Here is a 15374-nt window from a genome sequence, read left to right as displayed (position 1 = left end):
ATGAATAAACTCATCAAGAAAGCCGATGTCCTGATCGAAGCCCTGCCGTACATCCGGACATTTCGAGGAAAAACCGTGGTCGTGAAATATGGCGGCCACGCGATGACAGACCCGTCACTCAAAGAGCGGTTTGCGCAAGACGTCGTCCTACTGAAGTATGTCGGCATCAACCCGGTCATCATTCACGGCGGCGGACCGCAAATCGACAAGATGCTGGACCGACTGGGCATTCAAGCGAAGTTCCGCCATGGTGTCCGGATCACCGACGCCGCCACGATGGAAATCGTGGAGATGGTCCTCGCCGGGAAAATCAACATGGAACTCACTGACCTGATCACCCGGCATGGTGGCAGCGCAGTCGGGTTGAGCGGGAAGGACGGAGGGCTCATCCTTAGCAAACCGCTGACAGCCAAAGCCTGGGCGGAAAGTCTCGATCGCGACCTGGATGAGGAAGATGCGAAAGGCGATTTTGGATTGGTCGGGGATATCGAAAAGGTCGATCCGGGCCTGTTACGGAACCTCCAAGAGGATCATTACATCCCGATCATCGCGCCCATCGGCACGGATCGCGAGGGCAATACTTACAACATCAACGCCGATCTTGTCGCGGGAGCCATAGCCGGCGCGTTACGAGCAGAAAAGCTCCTGATGATGACCGATATCAAAGGCATTCGTGACGCGAACGGACGCCACCTCTCAACTGTCTCCCGCAAAGATGTGCAGCGCATGATGAAGAAGGGAATCATCACAGAAGGGATGATCCCAAAGGTTCATGCCTGCCTGGATGCTTTGGGTGATGGGGTCGGAAAAGCTCACATTATTGATGGACGGATTCCGCACGCGGTCCTCCTTGAAATCTTCACGCGGAAGGGTATCGGCACCGAAATCGTGACCTAACCCGCTTGCAGCTGGAAACCAGTTCTGTGCCCATCGATCGACATCAACTCAGAGAAGATCTTCAGGCCCTGGTGGGGGAACGTCATCCCCTCACCTCACCGAGCCGCCTACGACAGACGGAAGCCTATCTGCACCGTCGTTTCTCGGAAGCTGGGTTGACCGTAACCACGCAATCCTTCCCAGCCTTGAGTGGCACTTCACACAATGTGATCGGCACGGTGTTTCCTGAGCGTGAGGCGTCACCAGCTGCACCACCGCTGATCCTTGCCGCACACTTTGATACTGTTGAAGGGTCTCCAGGTGCTGACGATAATGCCAGCGCGCTCGCCGTCATACTTCACGTGGCTCGCCAAGTCAGAACCATGAGATTAGCCAGACCGATCCGCTTCATCGCGTTTAACTTAGAGGAAGAAGACCTTCTTGGTAGCCGGGCGTACACCTCTCTTTTACAAAAGAATGGTGAAACCATCCATGGAGCCATCGTCTTGGAATGTGTCGGCTATGCAAGCCATCAACCCAATTCACAGAAAATCCCTCCTGGCATTCCAATCGCAGTACCCACAACGGGAAATTTTTTGGCCGTCATCGGCAATGAACGATCACACCTGCTAACCAGTTCTGTTGCCCAAGCCATGAAGTTACATCTTCCGATTGTACCGTTGGTCGTGCCGGGCAATGGAGAAAAGCTCCCGGACACCAGACGGAGCGACCACACGTCGTTCTGGGAACAGGGCTTTCCTGCCGTCATGCTGACCGACACCGCGAACTTCCGTAATCCAAACTATCACCGTCCAACCGACACGCTCGAGACGCTGAATCTCGACTTCATCGCTGCTGTGGCTGACGGGGTGACAGCAGCCATTTCCACCACGGCCAGTTCCTCCTGAACGTAGCTTTCATGAACTGACATGGCTAGACTAACCGCTGCTTCAACCACCGTCTGAACAACCAAGCGACGAATCGGTTTCCGGCCAAAGAGGAATTCGTGAGGTCGATCGACACACATTTCTGAGATTCTCTCTCCAATATATCCCGCGACACCTCGTTCAAAACCCCACGAACAATTGCAAGAACAGGTGGCCACTTTCGATTGGCCTTTAACCTACGCGGTGCTAGGATCGTTCGTGACAAGATTATGACCAAGGACAAGCATCTCGCTCCAGCATATAGCGCGTCAGCGCGTACGATACCGGTCAGCATGCCAAATAGTTAGGCCCACTGAAATCCCTGTCACTCACATGCACACGCGCATTGGATAGAAAGCAGCAGGAATGCAATTCGTCACAAACGGCCCCGACATCCCCGATGCGCTCTTGCAGGCGCACGAGGAGGGCCGCGTGGTGTTCTTCTGCGGCGCCGGAATTTCCTATCCCGCTGGCCTGCCTGGTTTCAAAGGGTTGGTGGAGCAGATCTACAAACTGACCGGCACGCCACTCTCGGACATCGAGCGCGAGGCCTTCGATCGCGGGCAGTTCGACGCTACTCTCGACCTGCTGGAGCGACGTTTGCCGGGACAGCGCTTGGCCGTCCGCCGTGCACTTGAGCAAGCGCTGAAGCCAAACCTGCGTCGAAAGGGTGCTACCGATACACAGGCGGCACTGTTGCGACTGGCGCGCAGCCGTGAAGGCGCGCTGCGGCTGGTCACCACCAACTTCGACCGTATGTTTCATACGGCGGCCAAACGCATGGGCCACGCGTTCCAGGCCTATGCCGCGCCAATGTTGCCGATACCGAAGAACAGCCGCTGGAATGGCCTCGTCTACTTGCACGGCCTGTTATCCCAAAAGTCGGAAGACACGGCTCTGAATAGGCTGGTGGTCACTAGTGGTGATTTCGGCCAGGCTTACCTCATCGAACGTTGGGCAGCTCGTTTCGTGAGCGAACTGTTCCGCAACTATATAGTCTGCTTTGTTGGTTACAGCATTAACGATCCGGTGTTGCGCTATATGATGGATGCGTTGGCTGCCGACCGGATGTTGGGCGAAGTCACGCCGCAAGCCTGGGCGTTGGGCGATTGCGACGCTGGACAGGAACACCGCAGGACTATCGAGTGGGAGGCCAAGGGTGTCATACCAATCCTCTACCAAGTGCCTGTCGGCAGTCATGACCATTCGGCACTGCACAAAACCTTGCACGCCTGGGCGGATACTTACCGCGATGGCGTACTTGGAAAAGAGCGCATCATTGTCAGCCACGCTCTAGCACAGCCTTCAGCAAGCACGCAGCAAGACGATTTCGTGGGCCGGATGTTATGGGCCTTGTCGGACAAGTCAGGACTCCCGACTAAGCGTTTTGCCGACTTTAACCCCGTCCCTTCGCTAGACTGGTTGCTAGTGGCCTTCTCGGACGAACGCTTTCAGCACAGCGATCTGGCCCGCTTCGACGTGCCTCCACGCGATGAGATGGACACCAAATTGCGCTTTAGCCTGATTCGCCGACCAGCGCCCTATGACCTCGCGCCACCAATGCTGCTGGCTGCCGGTGGCATCACCGACAGCCAGTGGGACGACGTGATGTTTCATCTGGCTCGCTGGCTCACGCGCCATCTGGATGACCCGAGATTGGTCATCTGGATCGCGCAACGGGGGGGGCAGTTACACGAGCGCTGGCTGTGGCTAATCGAGCGCAGACTGGATCACTTTGCTTCACTAGAGCAAGACGGCAAGACCACAGAGCTGGAGGAGATCCGATCACAAGCGCCCAAGGCCATTCCAAGCCCCTTAATGCGCACGTTGTGGCGCCTGTTGCTCAGCGGGCGTGTGAAATTACCGTGGCCTGATCCCGACCTCTATCGCTGGAAAGGTCGGCTGAAGCGAGAGGGGCTGACTGCCACGCTGCGTCTGGAGTTGCGCGAGCTGCTCTCTCCCAAAGTGGCCTTGAAGAAGCCGTTTCACTGGAGTGGCAAAGAAGAAAACCAGGGCGAACCTAAACGCTTGCAACAATTGGTGGATTGGGAGCTGGTGCTGGCTGCCGATCACGTGCATACAACCCTGTGCGACCTTGCGGACGAGCATTGGGCGTCTTCCTTGCCGCAGCTATTAGAGGACTTCCAGCAACTGTTACGCGATGCGCTGGATCTGTTGCGCGAGCTGGGCGAGGCCAACGACCGCAGTGACCGATCACACTGGGATCTACCGTCCATTACTCCTCACTGGCAGAACCGGGGGTTCCACGACTGGGTAAGCCTGATCGAATTGTTGCGCGATGCGTGGTTGGCGGTGCGTGGTATCGACAGTACGCGCGCCTCACGGATTGCTCAGGGCTGGTTTGAACTACCCTATCCCACCTTCAAACGACTCGCCCTATTTGCTGCTAGCCATGATGGTTGCATCTCGCCTCAGCAGTGGGTGGATTGGCTGTTGGCCGATGACGCCTGGTGGCTGTGGTCCACCGATACGGGGCGGGAGGTGTTCAGACTGGTCGTTCTGCAGGGACACAAATTGGCTGGAGCTGCTCAGGAATGCCTGGAGGCCGCCATCTTGGTCGGCCCACGGCGAGAGATGTACCGGGATGATCTGGAACTAGAACGGTGGCATGACTTGGTGGCTCGTTCGGTCTGGCTACATTTGGCCAAATTGAATGCTTCGGGCCTCACGCTGGGAGCGCGCGCAGCGGCGCGTTTAGCGGAACTGTCCAATGCCTACCCTCAATGGCAGTTGGCGGCCAACGAGCGTGACGAGTTTTCCTACTGGATGAGCGGCACTGGCGATCCAGACCATGAAGACAGCCGGGATGTTGACATTGCACCTCGAACGCGCCGTGAACTCGTTGAATGGCTCACAAAGCCGCAGCCCGAACGGCGCCCCTTCTACGAGGACACGTGGCGCGACGTCTGCCGCACTCGCTTCTTTCACGGCCTATACGCGCTATACGATCTAGCGAGGAAAGATGTATGGCCAGTTGGGCGATGGCGGGAAGCTCTGCAGGTCTGGAGCGAAGAAGGCATGGTGTTGAGGTCCTGGCGTTACGCCGCACCTCTGGTGCAAACCATGCCTGATCCTGTCATTCAGGAGCTTGCCCACGGTGTAGCGTGGTGGATTGAGACCGTATCAAAGTCGATCAATCAGCACGAGGAAATTCTGCTGAACCTGTGCCGCCGGGTTCTAGCTCTGCCACTCGAAACAGGCACCGGGATGACAAGCAATGGCGAGCCGATTGATCAGCCTGTTACCGAAGCCATCAATCATCCGGTCGGGCGTGTCACGCAGGCGCTGATCAACCGTTGGTTCAAACGGAACCCGAACGACAACGATCAGCTTCCAGCCGACATTAAGCCCTTCTTTACAGAAATCTGCGATGTGCAGCTAGACCGCTTCCGCCACGGCCGAGTGCTGCTGGGTTCGCAATTGATCGCGCTCTTCCGGGTTGAACGAACCTGGGCCGAGCAATATCTGTTGCCCTTATTCAGTTGGGACAACCCCAGCGAAGCGAAAGCTGTATGGGAAGGTTTTCTGTGGTCTCCACGCTTGTACCAGCCCTTGTTAATTGCATTCAAACCGCAGTTCCTGGAAAGCGCAAGACACTATGCTGACCTAGGCGAACATCGCCAGCAGTTCGCACACTTCCTGACGTACGCAGCGCTCGGGCCGACGGAAGGCTACATCGGGGATGAGTTCCGATCCGCCCTTGGGGCGCTGCCTCAAGAAGGGCTTGAGAAATGCGCACAGGCGCTGTCCCAGGCACTTGAAGGAGCGTCCGACCAGCGCGAGGACTACTGGAAGAACCGTGTCCAGCCGTTCTGGCAAGAGGTCTGGCCAAAATCCCGTGACCTCGCCACCCCGCGAATCGCCGAATCCTTGACTCGGTTGGTCATTGCCGCCCGAGGCGAATTCGCGGTGGCATTGGCTGCGGTGCAAGACTGGCTGCGGCCGATTGAACACCCGGACTACGTCGTGGATCTGTTACATGAGTCGGATTTGTGCAATAGATTTCCTGCAGATGCACTCTGTCTGCTGAATGCTGTAATTGTGGATCAGCAATGGGCCCCTCGGGAATTAGGGAAATGTTTGGACCAAATCGCGCAAGCCGCACCACAGCTTGCGCATGATGCCCGATACCAGCGACTACGAGAATATTTCCGGAGACGGGGGATGTGATAGCGATGTGAGTAACACCCTGCAATCAGCGGGGTCTCACAAGTCGTTCCTCAACTGAGTGTTCCAGGATCAATTGTAAATTACTCGCAGGAAGATGGTATGAGCCTATCGAAAGAGCAACGAGACCGAGCCATCTCGTACCACTCTGGCGATGAACGGCTTCTTGTGTTTTCGGAGAAATTTCGCAATGGCCGGCAAGGCCTTCACAAAGATCTTCGCCATTTCGTCGCCCTGGAGATCACCCGCCGTCAGGATAAATGCGCCGACACCCGCATTCATCAATGCCTCTCGTTCGAGATTTCTATATCTGATGCGGTGATCTTTAGTCAGAACGATCCAGCCGTTACGCCCGACTCTGGTTAACCAATCCTCATCTTTAGCATTAGGCGGGAAGTAATCGTCGTGAATGTGGACGATGGCACCGGTCTGGCGGAGTGCGGTAGCAATGCGTATCTTCCCAAGAGAGCGGTCGAGGAAAAAGACAGGAGGTTCAGGCGGCTTCGATGGTGAGCTCACATCTGATCGCTTCTTCGATTTCAGCTCGCTGGCGTCCATAGTCCTCTGCGAGCGCATCCATTGATTCACCGGCTTTATAACGTTCAGCAATCACCGCTGTTGGAATACCAGTCCCTACCAGGACCGGCCGGCCAAAGGACACTTGCGGGTCAATGACAACCGACCTCGGTTCTTCTTGTAGATCTCGCTTCCGGGTGAACGGGTACAGTCTGACGGGAATCCCGTGGAGGTCCCGCTCAATTCGATGGAGGTGTGCCTGCAGCACTTCTTCGATAGCTAGTTGCCCCTCCTGGGAAATGTTAATCAGCCGGCTGAATTTCTTGATGAAGAGATTCAACCCGTCTGTGACAAACTCTTGATCGGCAAGTGGATGACGCGAGGGAAACTGTTTGGTGAGATAGTTGACCGCCGTTCTCACTTTCTCTAGGGGGATATCATGCTTGCGGCGGATGGCATCCAGTACATGAATTTCAACCAGATTCATGAATGACAGCAACTTTACTGGGGGATTGGGGACATGGATGATTGGCCTAGAGAAGCGATCTCCCGCATTGCTACGGTAATGTCGGCCGGACATCCAGTCGCGAATGGTCGTGCGTGGGATGCGCAGGTAGTGGGCGGCTTCGGTTATGCCATAGGTGGCGACTTCGCGGATATCAATAGGCTTGGAAAATGTTGGAGACCTCTTATTACTCATTACGCCAAGCTTATAACCCCAAGGGGACAACCGGTCAAGAGAAGAAAGACAACATCGCTTTTAGTATGCTCCTGTGACATAAGATAGCAGGCATGCGAAAACACCCCTCTGACTCAACTCGTCAGGCTATCACTTCTGTATTTGATCGCCTCGATTACAAGCGCCTAGAGTCCGTCTACTGCTACGAGGGTGGTGATGAGTTCTGGCGAGCGAAGCGGGAACCCTGCCGGCGACTGGGAACGAAGATAGCCGAGGCCCTCGTAGGAAAACTATCGCGTGGTGGCCGAAGTCTGTACATCGGAGCTGGTGTCGCGGAGCTCCCCGTGCTGATCGCAGAGTCCATTGACCGTGAACGCCACGTTGAGCCCTATAATCTCCGGCGATCTGAAGTTACGGTGCTCAACCGTGCTTGTCGTGACCTACCCGTGCGCTTCCTTGCTCGCGATGCCGGATCAGCACGAGGCCGGTTCGACCATCTGTGCATGGTCAGCGTGCTCAACGATCCGGAAAGATTTCCTCACTTGGCGCCGTTGTCGTACGGGCGGGCGGATCCGGTTACATTCGATCCTGCGAGATTTCAGAAAGAGCGACGGATTGTCCAATCCATCGTCAACCGCTGCATGCCGAAGCTAACGTTGCCCGGTCTTGTCACGACGTCGAGCGAGGAAGTTATTTGGATTGCAGACTGGTGCCATAGACACAAGGTTCCGTATCGCGTGGATCGAAAACATTATGCCACGGCGCTCGTAGGAGATCCGGTCTGCCTCATTAAGGTTGGTAGGACTGAGAGGTGAGGATCTGGAGTCGACACTTGAGATGTATCAGATCTCAAATCCGGTCTTCTTAGCTGGATCGCCCATGTACTGCCTGGCATATCGAACATAGTTTCCCGCCGATTCCCTGATCCAGGCTAATTCCTCCTCGGTGACCGGTCGCTTGACCTTCGCAGGCGACCCGAGGATTACGCTCTTCGGCGGCACAATCGTCCCTTCGACAACCAGCGCTCCGGCTCCCACCACCGAGTCCTCCCCGATCACCGCACCGTCCATGATGATGGCACCCATGCCAACCAACACACGATCCTGAATCGTACAGCCGTGCAGCACCACGTTGTGCCCGATCGTGACGTTACTGCCGATGATCAGGGGATGAGTGTCGTGTGTCACATGCAACATGCAGATGTCTTGTATGTTGGTCCGACTCCCGATCCGAATGTAGTGCACATCGCCTCGGATCACGGCATTGAACCACACACTGCACTCTTCCCCCATGACGACATCACCGATCACAACCGCCGTCGTCTCGATAAAACAGGACTGAGGGATCGTGGGTTTAATGCCCTGAAAGGTGCGAATCATGCGGGACACTGTAGGGGAATTCATTGGGCCCCGCAAGGGTCTCATTGACAGCCTTTTTAACCCTCCCGTAGACTGCCTGACATGTCACAACCCTTGATTACTCCAAAGCGCGCGCGCTCCACGAAGACCACTCGCGTCAACCGTGCCGCAACGACCATCGGTTTCGTCAACCTGGGCTGCTCGAAGAATCAGGTCGATTCAGAAATCATGCTCGGGACGTTGGTTACGGACGGGTTTCAACTCACCGACGATCCAAAACAAGCCGAAGTGGTCATCGTCAATACCTGCGGCTTCATAGAAGAAGCGAAACAGGAATCGATCAACACGATCCTCGAACATGGGCATCTCAAAAAGACCGGACGCTGCCGCGTCCTGATCGCCGCAGGCTGCTTGGCCCAGCGGTATCAGGGAGACTTGTTGAAAGAATTACCGGAATTGGACGGGGTCGTCGGCACTGGTGAATTCGGCAAGATCGCGGAGATTTGCCGAGACCTGTTGGCTCCTAAAAAGCGACGGCAACGCCTCTGGATCAGTCAGCCTCCCTATTTGTACGATGAATTGGCCCCCCGTCTACGACTCGGCAAGCAGCACAGCGCCTACGTCAAAATCGCCGAAGGCTGCAATCGCAACTGTACATTCTGCGCGATTCCGTTGATGCGTGGGAAACAGCGCAGCCGACCGGTGGAATCGATCGTGGCAGAAGCACGTCGGCTCGCCGCGGAAGGGGTCAAGGAGATCAACCTCATCTCACAAGACACCATCAACTATGGTGTCGATCTCGGCCTTCGCCAAGGCCTCGTGTCGCTCCTTCGTGACTTGGTCAAAGTGGATGGCCTGCACTGGATCCGGCCTTTTTACCTCTACCCTCAACAAGTCACGGATGAGTTACTGGACCTCTATGCCGGGGAAGACAAGATCACCAAGTATATCGATATGCCGCTCCAGCATATCAATGATCGCATGCTCACCCGCATGCATCGTCTGGGAAATCGTGCGGCCATCGAATCACTTGTCGATCGTATCCGGACCCGCATCCCCGGAGTCACCTTCCGGACGGCCTTCATTGTCGGATTTCCAGGAGAAACTGACGCCGCGTTCACTGAGCTGCGCGACTTTGTCGAACAGGCAGAGTTCGACCGAGTCGCAGTGTTTGTGTATTCGGATGAGGACCAAACTCCGGCAGCTGATTTAGACGATAAAGTCGAACGAGAGGTGATGGATGACCGCCGGAATATCATCCTCTCTGTTCAAGAAGCAATTGCCTCTGCCAAAGGCAGAGCCGCGATTGGATCAATCCTCGATGTCCTTATTGATGGGCGATCCGACGAAACGGAAGGCGTTCTCGAAGGGCGCCATGAAGGACTTGCGCCTGAAATAGACGGCGTCGTCTATGTCGACGAGGACTCAGCCGATGCTGGTGGCAAGGCTTCAGATCCGACACCTGGTGACTTCTGCAGAGTCGAGATCACCGATGCGGCGGGTTTCGATCTCGTCGGACGCATCCTTTCACCGCCCGGGCAATGACCGCATTCTTTCCCTCACGTAGCGTCAGTGTCGTCCATACCCATCGTGAAGTCCGAACCGATAACGGCAAGCGGAGCGTGTCCACGGACACGCCCCGCTGCTGAAAGCGTATGCCCAGACTCACACCTTCACGGAGAGAAACAGTGCATTCCCTCGGCGATTAATCAGCATCAGGACGTTGACTCCCTTCTTAAGGTCTGCGGATGCCTTTTCAAAATCTTTGACTGATCTGATCGGTTGCCGATTCATTTCTTGGATCACATCACCTGCAGAGAGACCGGACTTCTCGGCACTGCTATCCGGATCAACCCTTGTCACCACAACACCTTGCACTCCGTGGAATCCAAATTGTCTTGCCCGGTCCTGATCAAGCTCCTCAACCACGAGGCCCGACAACGCATCGTCGGAACCTCCGTGCTGCACCTTCGCGACTTTAGATTCCTCAGGCTGCGCACCGACCCTGACGGTCACTTCACGTTCATGTCCATCGCGAATGACGTTGAGGGTCACGTTGGCACCAACAGTGGTCCTGGTGACGAGTCGTTGTAACGCGACACCATCTTCCACCGAAGTCCCTTGATAGCCGACGATCACATCTCCCTGCTTCAGGCCGGCGTGATCCGCGGGACTCCCTGCTTTCACATCACTGATCAACGCGCCTTTCGCATCCTTGAGACCGAATGCCGTGGCCAGATCCTGGTTCAATCCCTGAAGTCCAATCCCAAGATATCCTCGGACGACCTTGCCGGTTTTGATCAGACTCTCATAAATCGGCTTGGCCATCGTGGTCGACACGGCGAACCCGACACCCTGATACCCTCCGGTCTGTGAAAAAATGGCCGTGTTGATGCCCACCAGCTCTCCTTTTGTATTCACCAGTGCACCGCCTGAGTTGCCCGGATTAATGGCGGCATCCGTCTGAATAAAATCCTCGTACTGGGTGATGCCCATCTGACCGCGACCCACCGCGCTCACGATCCCGAGGGTGACAGTGGAATTGAGCCCAAAGGGATTGCCAACCGCCAAGACATACTCACCGACTTGCAGACTCGACGCGTCACCCCAGGTCACGGTCGGAAGATGATCGGCATTGATCTTGATCACAGCGAGGTCACTCTTCGGATCCACCCCGATGATCGTACCCTTAAATTCCCGCTTGTCGGGAAGTGTGACGTTAACCTCTCGGGCCTGAGCAATCACATGATTATTGGTCACAAGATAGCCATCCGATGAAATGATCACGCCGGATCCTTGCCCTCTCCGAGGCGCTCGCTGGTCAAATGGATCGCCAGGTCGCCGACCACGCGGTCCGAATGGTTTCCCAAAGAACTCCTCCATTCGCTCTCGCAACTCGTCCGGAACAGGGGAGCCGTCCGCCACATTCTCCGTCATGATCGTCGTAATGTTCACAACCGCCGGAGTCACTCGCTTGGCAACATCTGTAAAGCCAGGTGCCGGTGGCGCAACGGCGGCCACCGTGGCGCGCTGTGACAAGGCATTGGATGCATGGGACGCAGTGAGTGAATGACCGGCCCAAATTAAAGCCCCGCTCACAAGTCCGATTCCGAGAAGAGAACCCATCGTAGGATGGAAATGCGATGACATGATAACCCTCCTTCGTCACGCTGCGGATGACGTTCTTGAGACGCTTCAAACTCATCACTACACGACCTGTTGGTCGGTACCGAGTATTAGAACTAACAACCGGTGATGAGAGGGAGATTAATCGAGGATTAAACGTGGCTAAGCTGGAAGAGTCACAAGCGGCAATACGACCGTAAAGGTCGATCCCTGGCCGAGATCACTCTTGACCTCAACCCGTCCCTTATGGAGATCTGCGATCCAAGCGCAGATGGCAAGACCAAGCCCTGTCCCCTTCTTGGTATGGGCGCGAGCCACATCCGTGCGGAAAAACCGTTGAAAAATCTTCTTCTGGTCGGCCGGGGCGATGCCGATCCCATGATCGGTGATGGACAGCCGCGCTTCCTGGCCGTCCCTCAACAGTGAGATTTCGACTTTGCCGCCAGGATTGGAATACTTCATCGCATTCTCAACCAGATTCAGCAGCAATTCACGAAGCCGCAGATCATCCCCTTGGACAATGACCGGCGTGATGGTTCCCAGCACTACTTCGACATGGCGTTCCTGTCCCAGCAACTTCGCCTGGCGATGAACGTCTTCCACCAAGGACTGCAGGACCACCGGCATGGACTCGACCTTCACCTCCCCCATATCGGCACGGGAGAGAAATAACAGTTCATCCACGATACGGGTCATCCGATCGATCTCTTCGAGGTTGCTCTCCAGCACCGCCTTGTAGTCTCCGAGCGGACGAGATTTCCGGAGTACCAGATCTGTTTCGCCCTTCATCACGGTGAGGGGTGTTCTCAACTCATGCGACGCATCGCTGGTAAATTGACGAATCTGCCGAAATGACGCATCCAACCGGCCAATCATGTTGTTGAAGGTGGCCGCCAGACGCCCGATCTCATCGTAAGCCACAGGTATACTGAGCCGCTGACTGAGATCCCCCGCGGCAATCCGTTGCGCAGCCAGAGTAATCCTATCGACCGGGCGGAGCGCTCGTCCGGCCAGAAACCAGCCCCCGGCGAGCGACACGGACAAGGCAATCGGGATCGCCACCAGAACGAGGATGAGGAATCGATGGAGCGTCTCTCCGACTGACTCCATCGAGGTCCCAACCTGCACGATATACAACAGGTTGCCTCGGTACATGATCGGCATAGAAATCAACCGCAAGGGAGGTTCCTTGGGATATTTGGCCGACTCATAAATACTCTTTCCGGCAAACGCGGCATCAAGGGCCGTCCGGCTCAGCGGAACCTCGTGTTCTTTGATATTCGGGGAGCGAATGGTGATGGTGCCAGACGGGCTGAAGATCTGGAAAAACTTATCGATTCGCGTCAGCTCCGGAAACTGAGAGAGCAGTACCTCTTCATCGATCAGAGGAAGAAATCCATTCGTTTCGAGCAAGCGTACGGCCGTCGTCGCCGTGTCCTCCAACGATTCATCAACAGTGTCGCGAAGATTTCTGGCCGTAATGGCATAGAGCATTATGGAGAACACGATCAAGACCAGAGCAAGCACAGTCCCATACCACAGGGTCAACCGAACACGTAGAGGCATCAGACACCTCCCGACCGGCAAGGGCGAACGAGCATCGCCACGCAGCCTCGGTGCCCCTGTTGGGCTCCTGCCAGGGACGAAACCGCCAAGACGCGACAGGAGACGGGTACGCGGAGCTTTGAGGGCCTGAAGTGGGCTTGAAACAGTAGGGTGAGGTCGCGAAGGGCGAGCTTGCCCGACCGGCCACAAGCAAACCATGGCCAGGCTTGTCGTTGTCGCGTATCAACGGTTGTCGTAGAAGCGCTCATCAATACTGCGGATCAGTCGGCCTTGAGCATGTATCCGCTTCCGCGGATGGTATGGATCAATTTCTTCGTCCGACCGCGATCGATCTTGTTGCGAAGATAGTTCACATAGACGTCGATGACATTCGTAAACGTATCGAAGTCCTGATTCCATACGTGTTCGGAGATCATTGGTCGAGTGAGTACTCGACCGGTATGACGCATCAAGTATTCCAGCAGGGCGTACTCTTTCAGAGTCACCTCGATGCGTTGCCCGCCTCGTGTTACCTCACGCGTGGCCGGGTTGAGCATCAAGTCGTCGACTTGGAGCACTCCCGGACTTTCTGTGGCACCACGGCGCAGTAAGGCACGAACTCGTGCCAAGAGCTCATCGATGGCGAATGGCTTCGTGAGATAGTCGTCGGCACCGGCATCCAGCCCTTTGACTCTCTGGTCGATCTGCGATTGAGCAGACAGAATCAGGACCGGCGTTTGGATCCGTTCACGACGAATATTCTTGAGCACATCCAACCCGGACATGCCCGGCAACATGACATCAACCACCAAGAGATCATAGTCGGTCGCCAATGCCATCTCTAGCCCCTTCGCTCCGTCTTCACAAAGATCGACGGCATAACTTTCTTCTTCCAATGCCCGCTGGATGAAGCACCCGACTTTGGTTTCGTCTTCGAGAACAAGCACCCGCATACCTACTCCTACAAAGATTGATCAGGGGGTGATTATACCAAACGACGCACCATGAATCTTGGAGCTCACCAAGAATCTTGATCGTTCACGGAGCGATAGCGGGTTGATGAAAAACTATTTCGGCCTCAGAGATCACTGAACGTATCCCGCAGGATGTTCAAAAGATCCATCAGCAAGGCCACAGCGAGTGGAGGGCCGAGGCGTACCCTCTGGGGTACGTTGAGGGTCTGAACGATGCGAGAACGCTGCTGGCGGGCTTTTTCAACATCCTGCCTAGGTCGAGTCGCCGGGGAAGGTCTGCTCCACAGAGGTAATCATGGGTTTCCCATCACGGATAGTAAACACCAGGGTCTCTTCGCCTTCCGCCTTGAATTCATGATTGGCCGGTCTAAGGGTCTCAGTGGACTTGAAGGACACCTTGGCACTTCGCTCATCCGCAGCCAACGAGACCGACGTATTCGTACGCGCGAAATCATTATCGCTTGGGAAGGCAAACGCCATGGCCAGTGTCTTGCGATAGTCGTCCCTGGTCAGCAAGGCCGTTTGGTGTTGTGGACCTTGCTTCATATGGATAGTGATCGTCGCATCATACGAAATGTGGCGGAGGACTCCATCGACATCCTTTTTCCGGACGGCGTCGTCGAGAGCCCCAAGGAGCCGATCGATTCCTTCACGAGTGAGGCGCATATCCGTCGCCCTGGAGTTCGACTGGTGCTCCGTCAGCGATGCCGTTCGTTGAGTATGCGGTGACAAAAACGTAGTCGGTATCCCTTGGCCGTTGAAGATCACGTATCCACCTACGGCCAGGAGGCCGAGCGTCAGCGTAGCGACAAGTACCGGTCCCTTAAGCGACCGGCCAGTGGATGGCTTGGCGGAATCCTGACTGGAGCTTCGACTTGTGATGGTCATGGTCAACGCTCCGGACTCGATTGATCACCCCACAATAGCGTGAATTCTTGAAAAAGCAACGAAAGAGCGAGGCGGTGCACGGTCGCTTGCATTTGGGAATAAACCGAATAGTTCCTGAGGCTGAACATGGGCCTCACGCCTGATCGATCAACGCTTATCACCATGAACAGTCCCCACGGGAAGCGGATCAGATCGCTTGGAAATGTGGTGATCCCATGGTAGGGTACCCGGTCAACGCGACGAACAGTGCATCTTGCGCTGGGGTTGCGGTCTCGAAAACCGAACAGAGGATGGATGA

The 15374-nt window shown here is 55.8% G+C and carries 12 protein-coding genes; 5 read left to right on the top strand and 7 right to left on the bottom strand.

Annotation, left to right across the window (positions count from 1 at the left end; genetic code table 11):
- The 3 genes from argB (at position 1) to dsr1 (ending at position 5993) form a co-directional block, all read left to right on the top strand.
- Complete coding sequence (argB, locus tag COMA1_RS04410; RefSeq protein ID WP_090744319.1) at positions 1 to 897, top strand: acetylglutamate kinase; 897 nt, start codon at positions 1 to 3, stop codon at positions 895 to 897.
- Between the two features lie 26 nt (positions 898 to 923).
- Positions 924 to 1784 carry a M28 family peptidase gene (locus tag COMA1_RS04405; RefSeq protein WP_176697849.1) on the top strand — a complete coding sequence of 287 codons (861 nt, stop codon included), beginning with the start codon at positions 924 to 926 and terminating at the stop codon, positions 1782 to 1784.
- Positions 1785 to 2168: 384 nt separating this feature from the next.
- A complete protein-coding gene (dsr1, locus tag COMA1_RS04400; RefSeq protein ID WP_090744312.1) occupies positions 2169 to 5993 on the top strand; it encodes an anti-phage defense-associated sirtuin Dsr1 in 3825 nt (1274 codons plus the stop codon).
- Positions 5994 to 6098: 105 nt separating this feature from the next.
- On the opposite strand, the gene COMA1_RS04395 is transcribed toward dsr1, so the two are convergent.
- A complete protein-coding gene (locus COMA1_RS04395; protein ID WP_218055303.1) occupies positions 6099 to 6509 on the bottom strand; it encodes a PIN-like domain-containing protein in 411 nt (136 codons plus the stop codon).
- Positions 6484 to 7206, bottom strand: a complete 723-nt coding sequence (locus tag COMA1_RS04390) for a DUF433 domain-containing protein (protein ID WP_090744303.1) — start codon at positions 7204 to 7206, stop codon at positions 6484 to 6486. Before COMA1_RS04390 ends, COMA1_RS04395 begins: the two co-directional genes overlap by 26 nt.
- 92 nt (positions 7207 to 7298) lie before the next feature.
- Here COMA1_RS04390 and COMA1_RS04385 point away from each other — a divergent pair, with 92 nt between their 5' ends.
- Positions 7299 to 8000, top strand: a complete 702-nt coding sequence (locus tag COMA1_RS04385; protein WP_090744300.1) for a hypothetical protein — start codon at positions 7299 to 7301, stop codon at positions 7998 to 8000.
- A 27-nt stretch (positions 8001 to 8027) separates the two neighbouring features.
- On the opposite strand, the gene COMA1_RS04380 is transcribed toward COMA1_RS04385, so the two are convergent.
- Entirely contained in the window at positions 8028 to 8564 is a 537-nt protein-coding gene (locus tag COMA1_RS04380; RefSeq protein WP_090744297.1) for a gamma carbonic anhydrase family protein, read from the bottom strand.
- Positions 8565 to 8645: 81 nt separating this feature from the next.
- Here COMA1_RS04380 and rimO point away from each other — a divergent pair, with 81 nt between their 5' ends.
- Positions 8646 to 10088: a 30S ribosomal protein S12 methylthiotransferase RimO gene (gene rimO, locus COMA1_RS04375; RefSeq protein ID WP_090744294.1), complete on the top strand. Its 1443-nt coding sequence runs from the start codon at positions 8646 to 8648 to the stop codon at positions 10086 to 10088.
- A gap of 120 nt (positions 10089 to 10208) precedes the next feature.
- Here the strand turns inward: rimO and COMA1_RS04370 are convergent, their stop codons facing one another.
- The 4 genes from COMA1_RS04370 to COMA1_RS04355 form a co-directional block, all read right to left on the bottom strand.
- Positions 10209 to 11693 (bottom strand): DegQ family serine endoprotease, encoded by a 1485-nt coding sequence (locus COMA1_RS04370; RefSeq protein ID WP_090744291.1) that lies wholly within the window; start codon positions 11691 to 11693, stop codon positions 10209 to 10211.
- A 138-nt stretch (positions 11694 to 11831) separates the two neighbouring features.
- On the bottom strand, positions 11832 to 13235 hold the full coding sequence (locus COMA1_RS04365; protein WP_176697848.1) for an ATP-binding protein: 1404 nt from the start codon (positions 13233 to 13235) through the stop codon (positions 11832 to 11834).
- Between the two features lie 260 nt (positions 13236 to 13495).
- Positions 13496 to 14167 (bottom strand): response regulator, encoded by a 672-nt coding sequence (locus tag COMA1_RS04360; protein ID WP_090744285.1) that lies wholly within the window; start codon positions 14165 to 14167, stop codon positions 13496 to 13498.
- 273 nt (positions 14168 to 14440) lie between these two features.
- A complete protein-coding gene (locus tag COMA1_RS04355) occupies positions 14441 to 15076 on the bottom strand; it encodes a Cif family virulence factor (RefSeq protein WP_090744283.1) in 636 nt (211 codons plus the stop codon).
- Positions 15077 to 15374: the final 298 nt, after the last annotated feature.

Origin of the sequence: Candidatus Nitrospira nitrosa (genome assembly GCF_001458735.1) — a bacterium.
Taxonomy (GTDB): Bacteria; Nitrospirota; Nitrospiria; order Nitrospirales; family Nitrospiraceae; genus Nitrospira_D; species Nitrospira_D nitrosa.
The sequence above is the reverse complement of the archived record's forward strand: the minus strand, read 5'-3'. Positions and strand labels throughout refer to the sequence as shown.

Excerpts from the sequence above, each read along its gene's own strand:
- COMA1_RS04390 (WP_090744303.1), bottom strand. The coding sequence starts at position 7,206 with ATGAGTAATAAGAGGTCTCCAACATTTTCCAAGCCTATTGATATCCGC.
- rimO (WP_090744294.1), top strand. The coding sequence starts at position 8,646 with ATGTCACAACCCTTGATTACTCCAAAGCGCGCGCGCTCCACGAAGACC.
- dsr1 (WP_090744312.1), top strand. The coding sequence starts at position 2,169 with ATGCAATTCGTCACAAACGGCCCCGACATCCCCGATGCGCTCTTGCAG.
- COMA1_RS04380 (WP_090744297.1), bottom strand. The coding sequence starts at position 8,564 with ATGATTCGCACCTTTCAGGGCATTAAACCCACGATCCCTCAGTCCTGT.
- COMA1_RS04355 (WP_090744283.1), bottom strand. The coding sequence starts at position 15,076 with ATGACCATCACAAGTCGAAGCTCCAGTCAGGATTCCGCCAAGCCATCC.
- COMA1_RS04385 (WP_090744300.1), top strand. The coding sequence starts at position 7,299 with ATGCGAAAACACCCCTCTGACTCAACTCGTCAGGCTATCACTTCTGTA.
- argB (WP_090744319.1), top strand. The coding sequence starts at position 1 with ATGAATAAACTCATCAAGAAAGCCGATGTCCTGATCGAAGCCCTGCCG.
- COMA1_RS04360 (WP_090744285.1), bottom strand. The coding sequence starts at position 14,167 with ATGCGGGTGCTTGTTCTCGAAGACGAAACCAAAGTCGGGTGCTTCATC.
- COMA1_RS04370 (WP_090744291.1), bottom strand. The coding sequence starts at position 11,693 with ATGTCATCGCATTTCCATCCTACGATGGGTTCTCTTCTCGGAATCGGA.
- COMA1_RS04365 (WP_176697848.1), bottom strand. The coding sequence starts at position 13,235 with ATGCCTCTACGTGTTCGGTTGACCCTGTGGTATGGGACTGTGCTTGCT.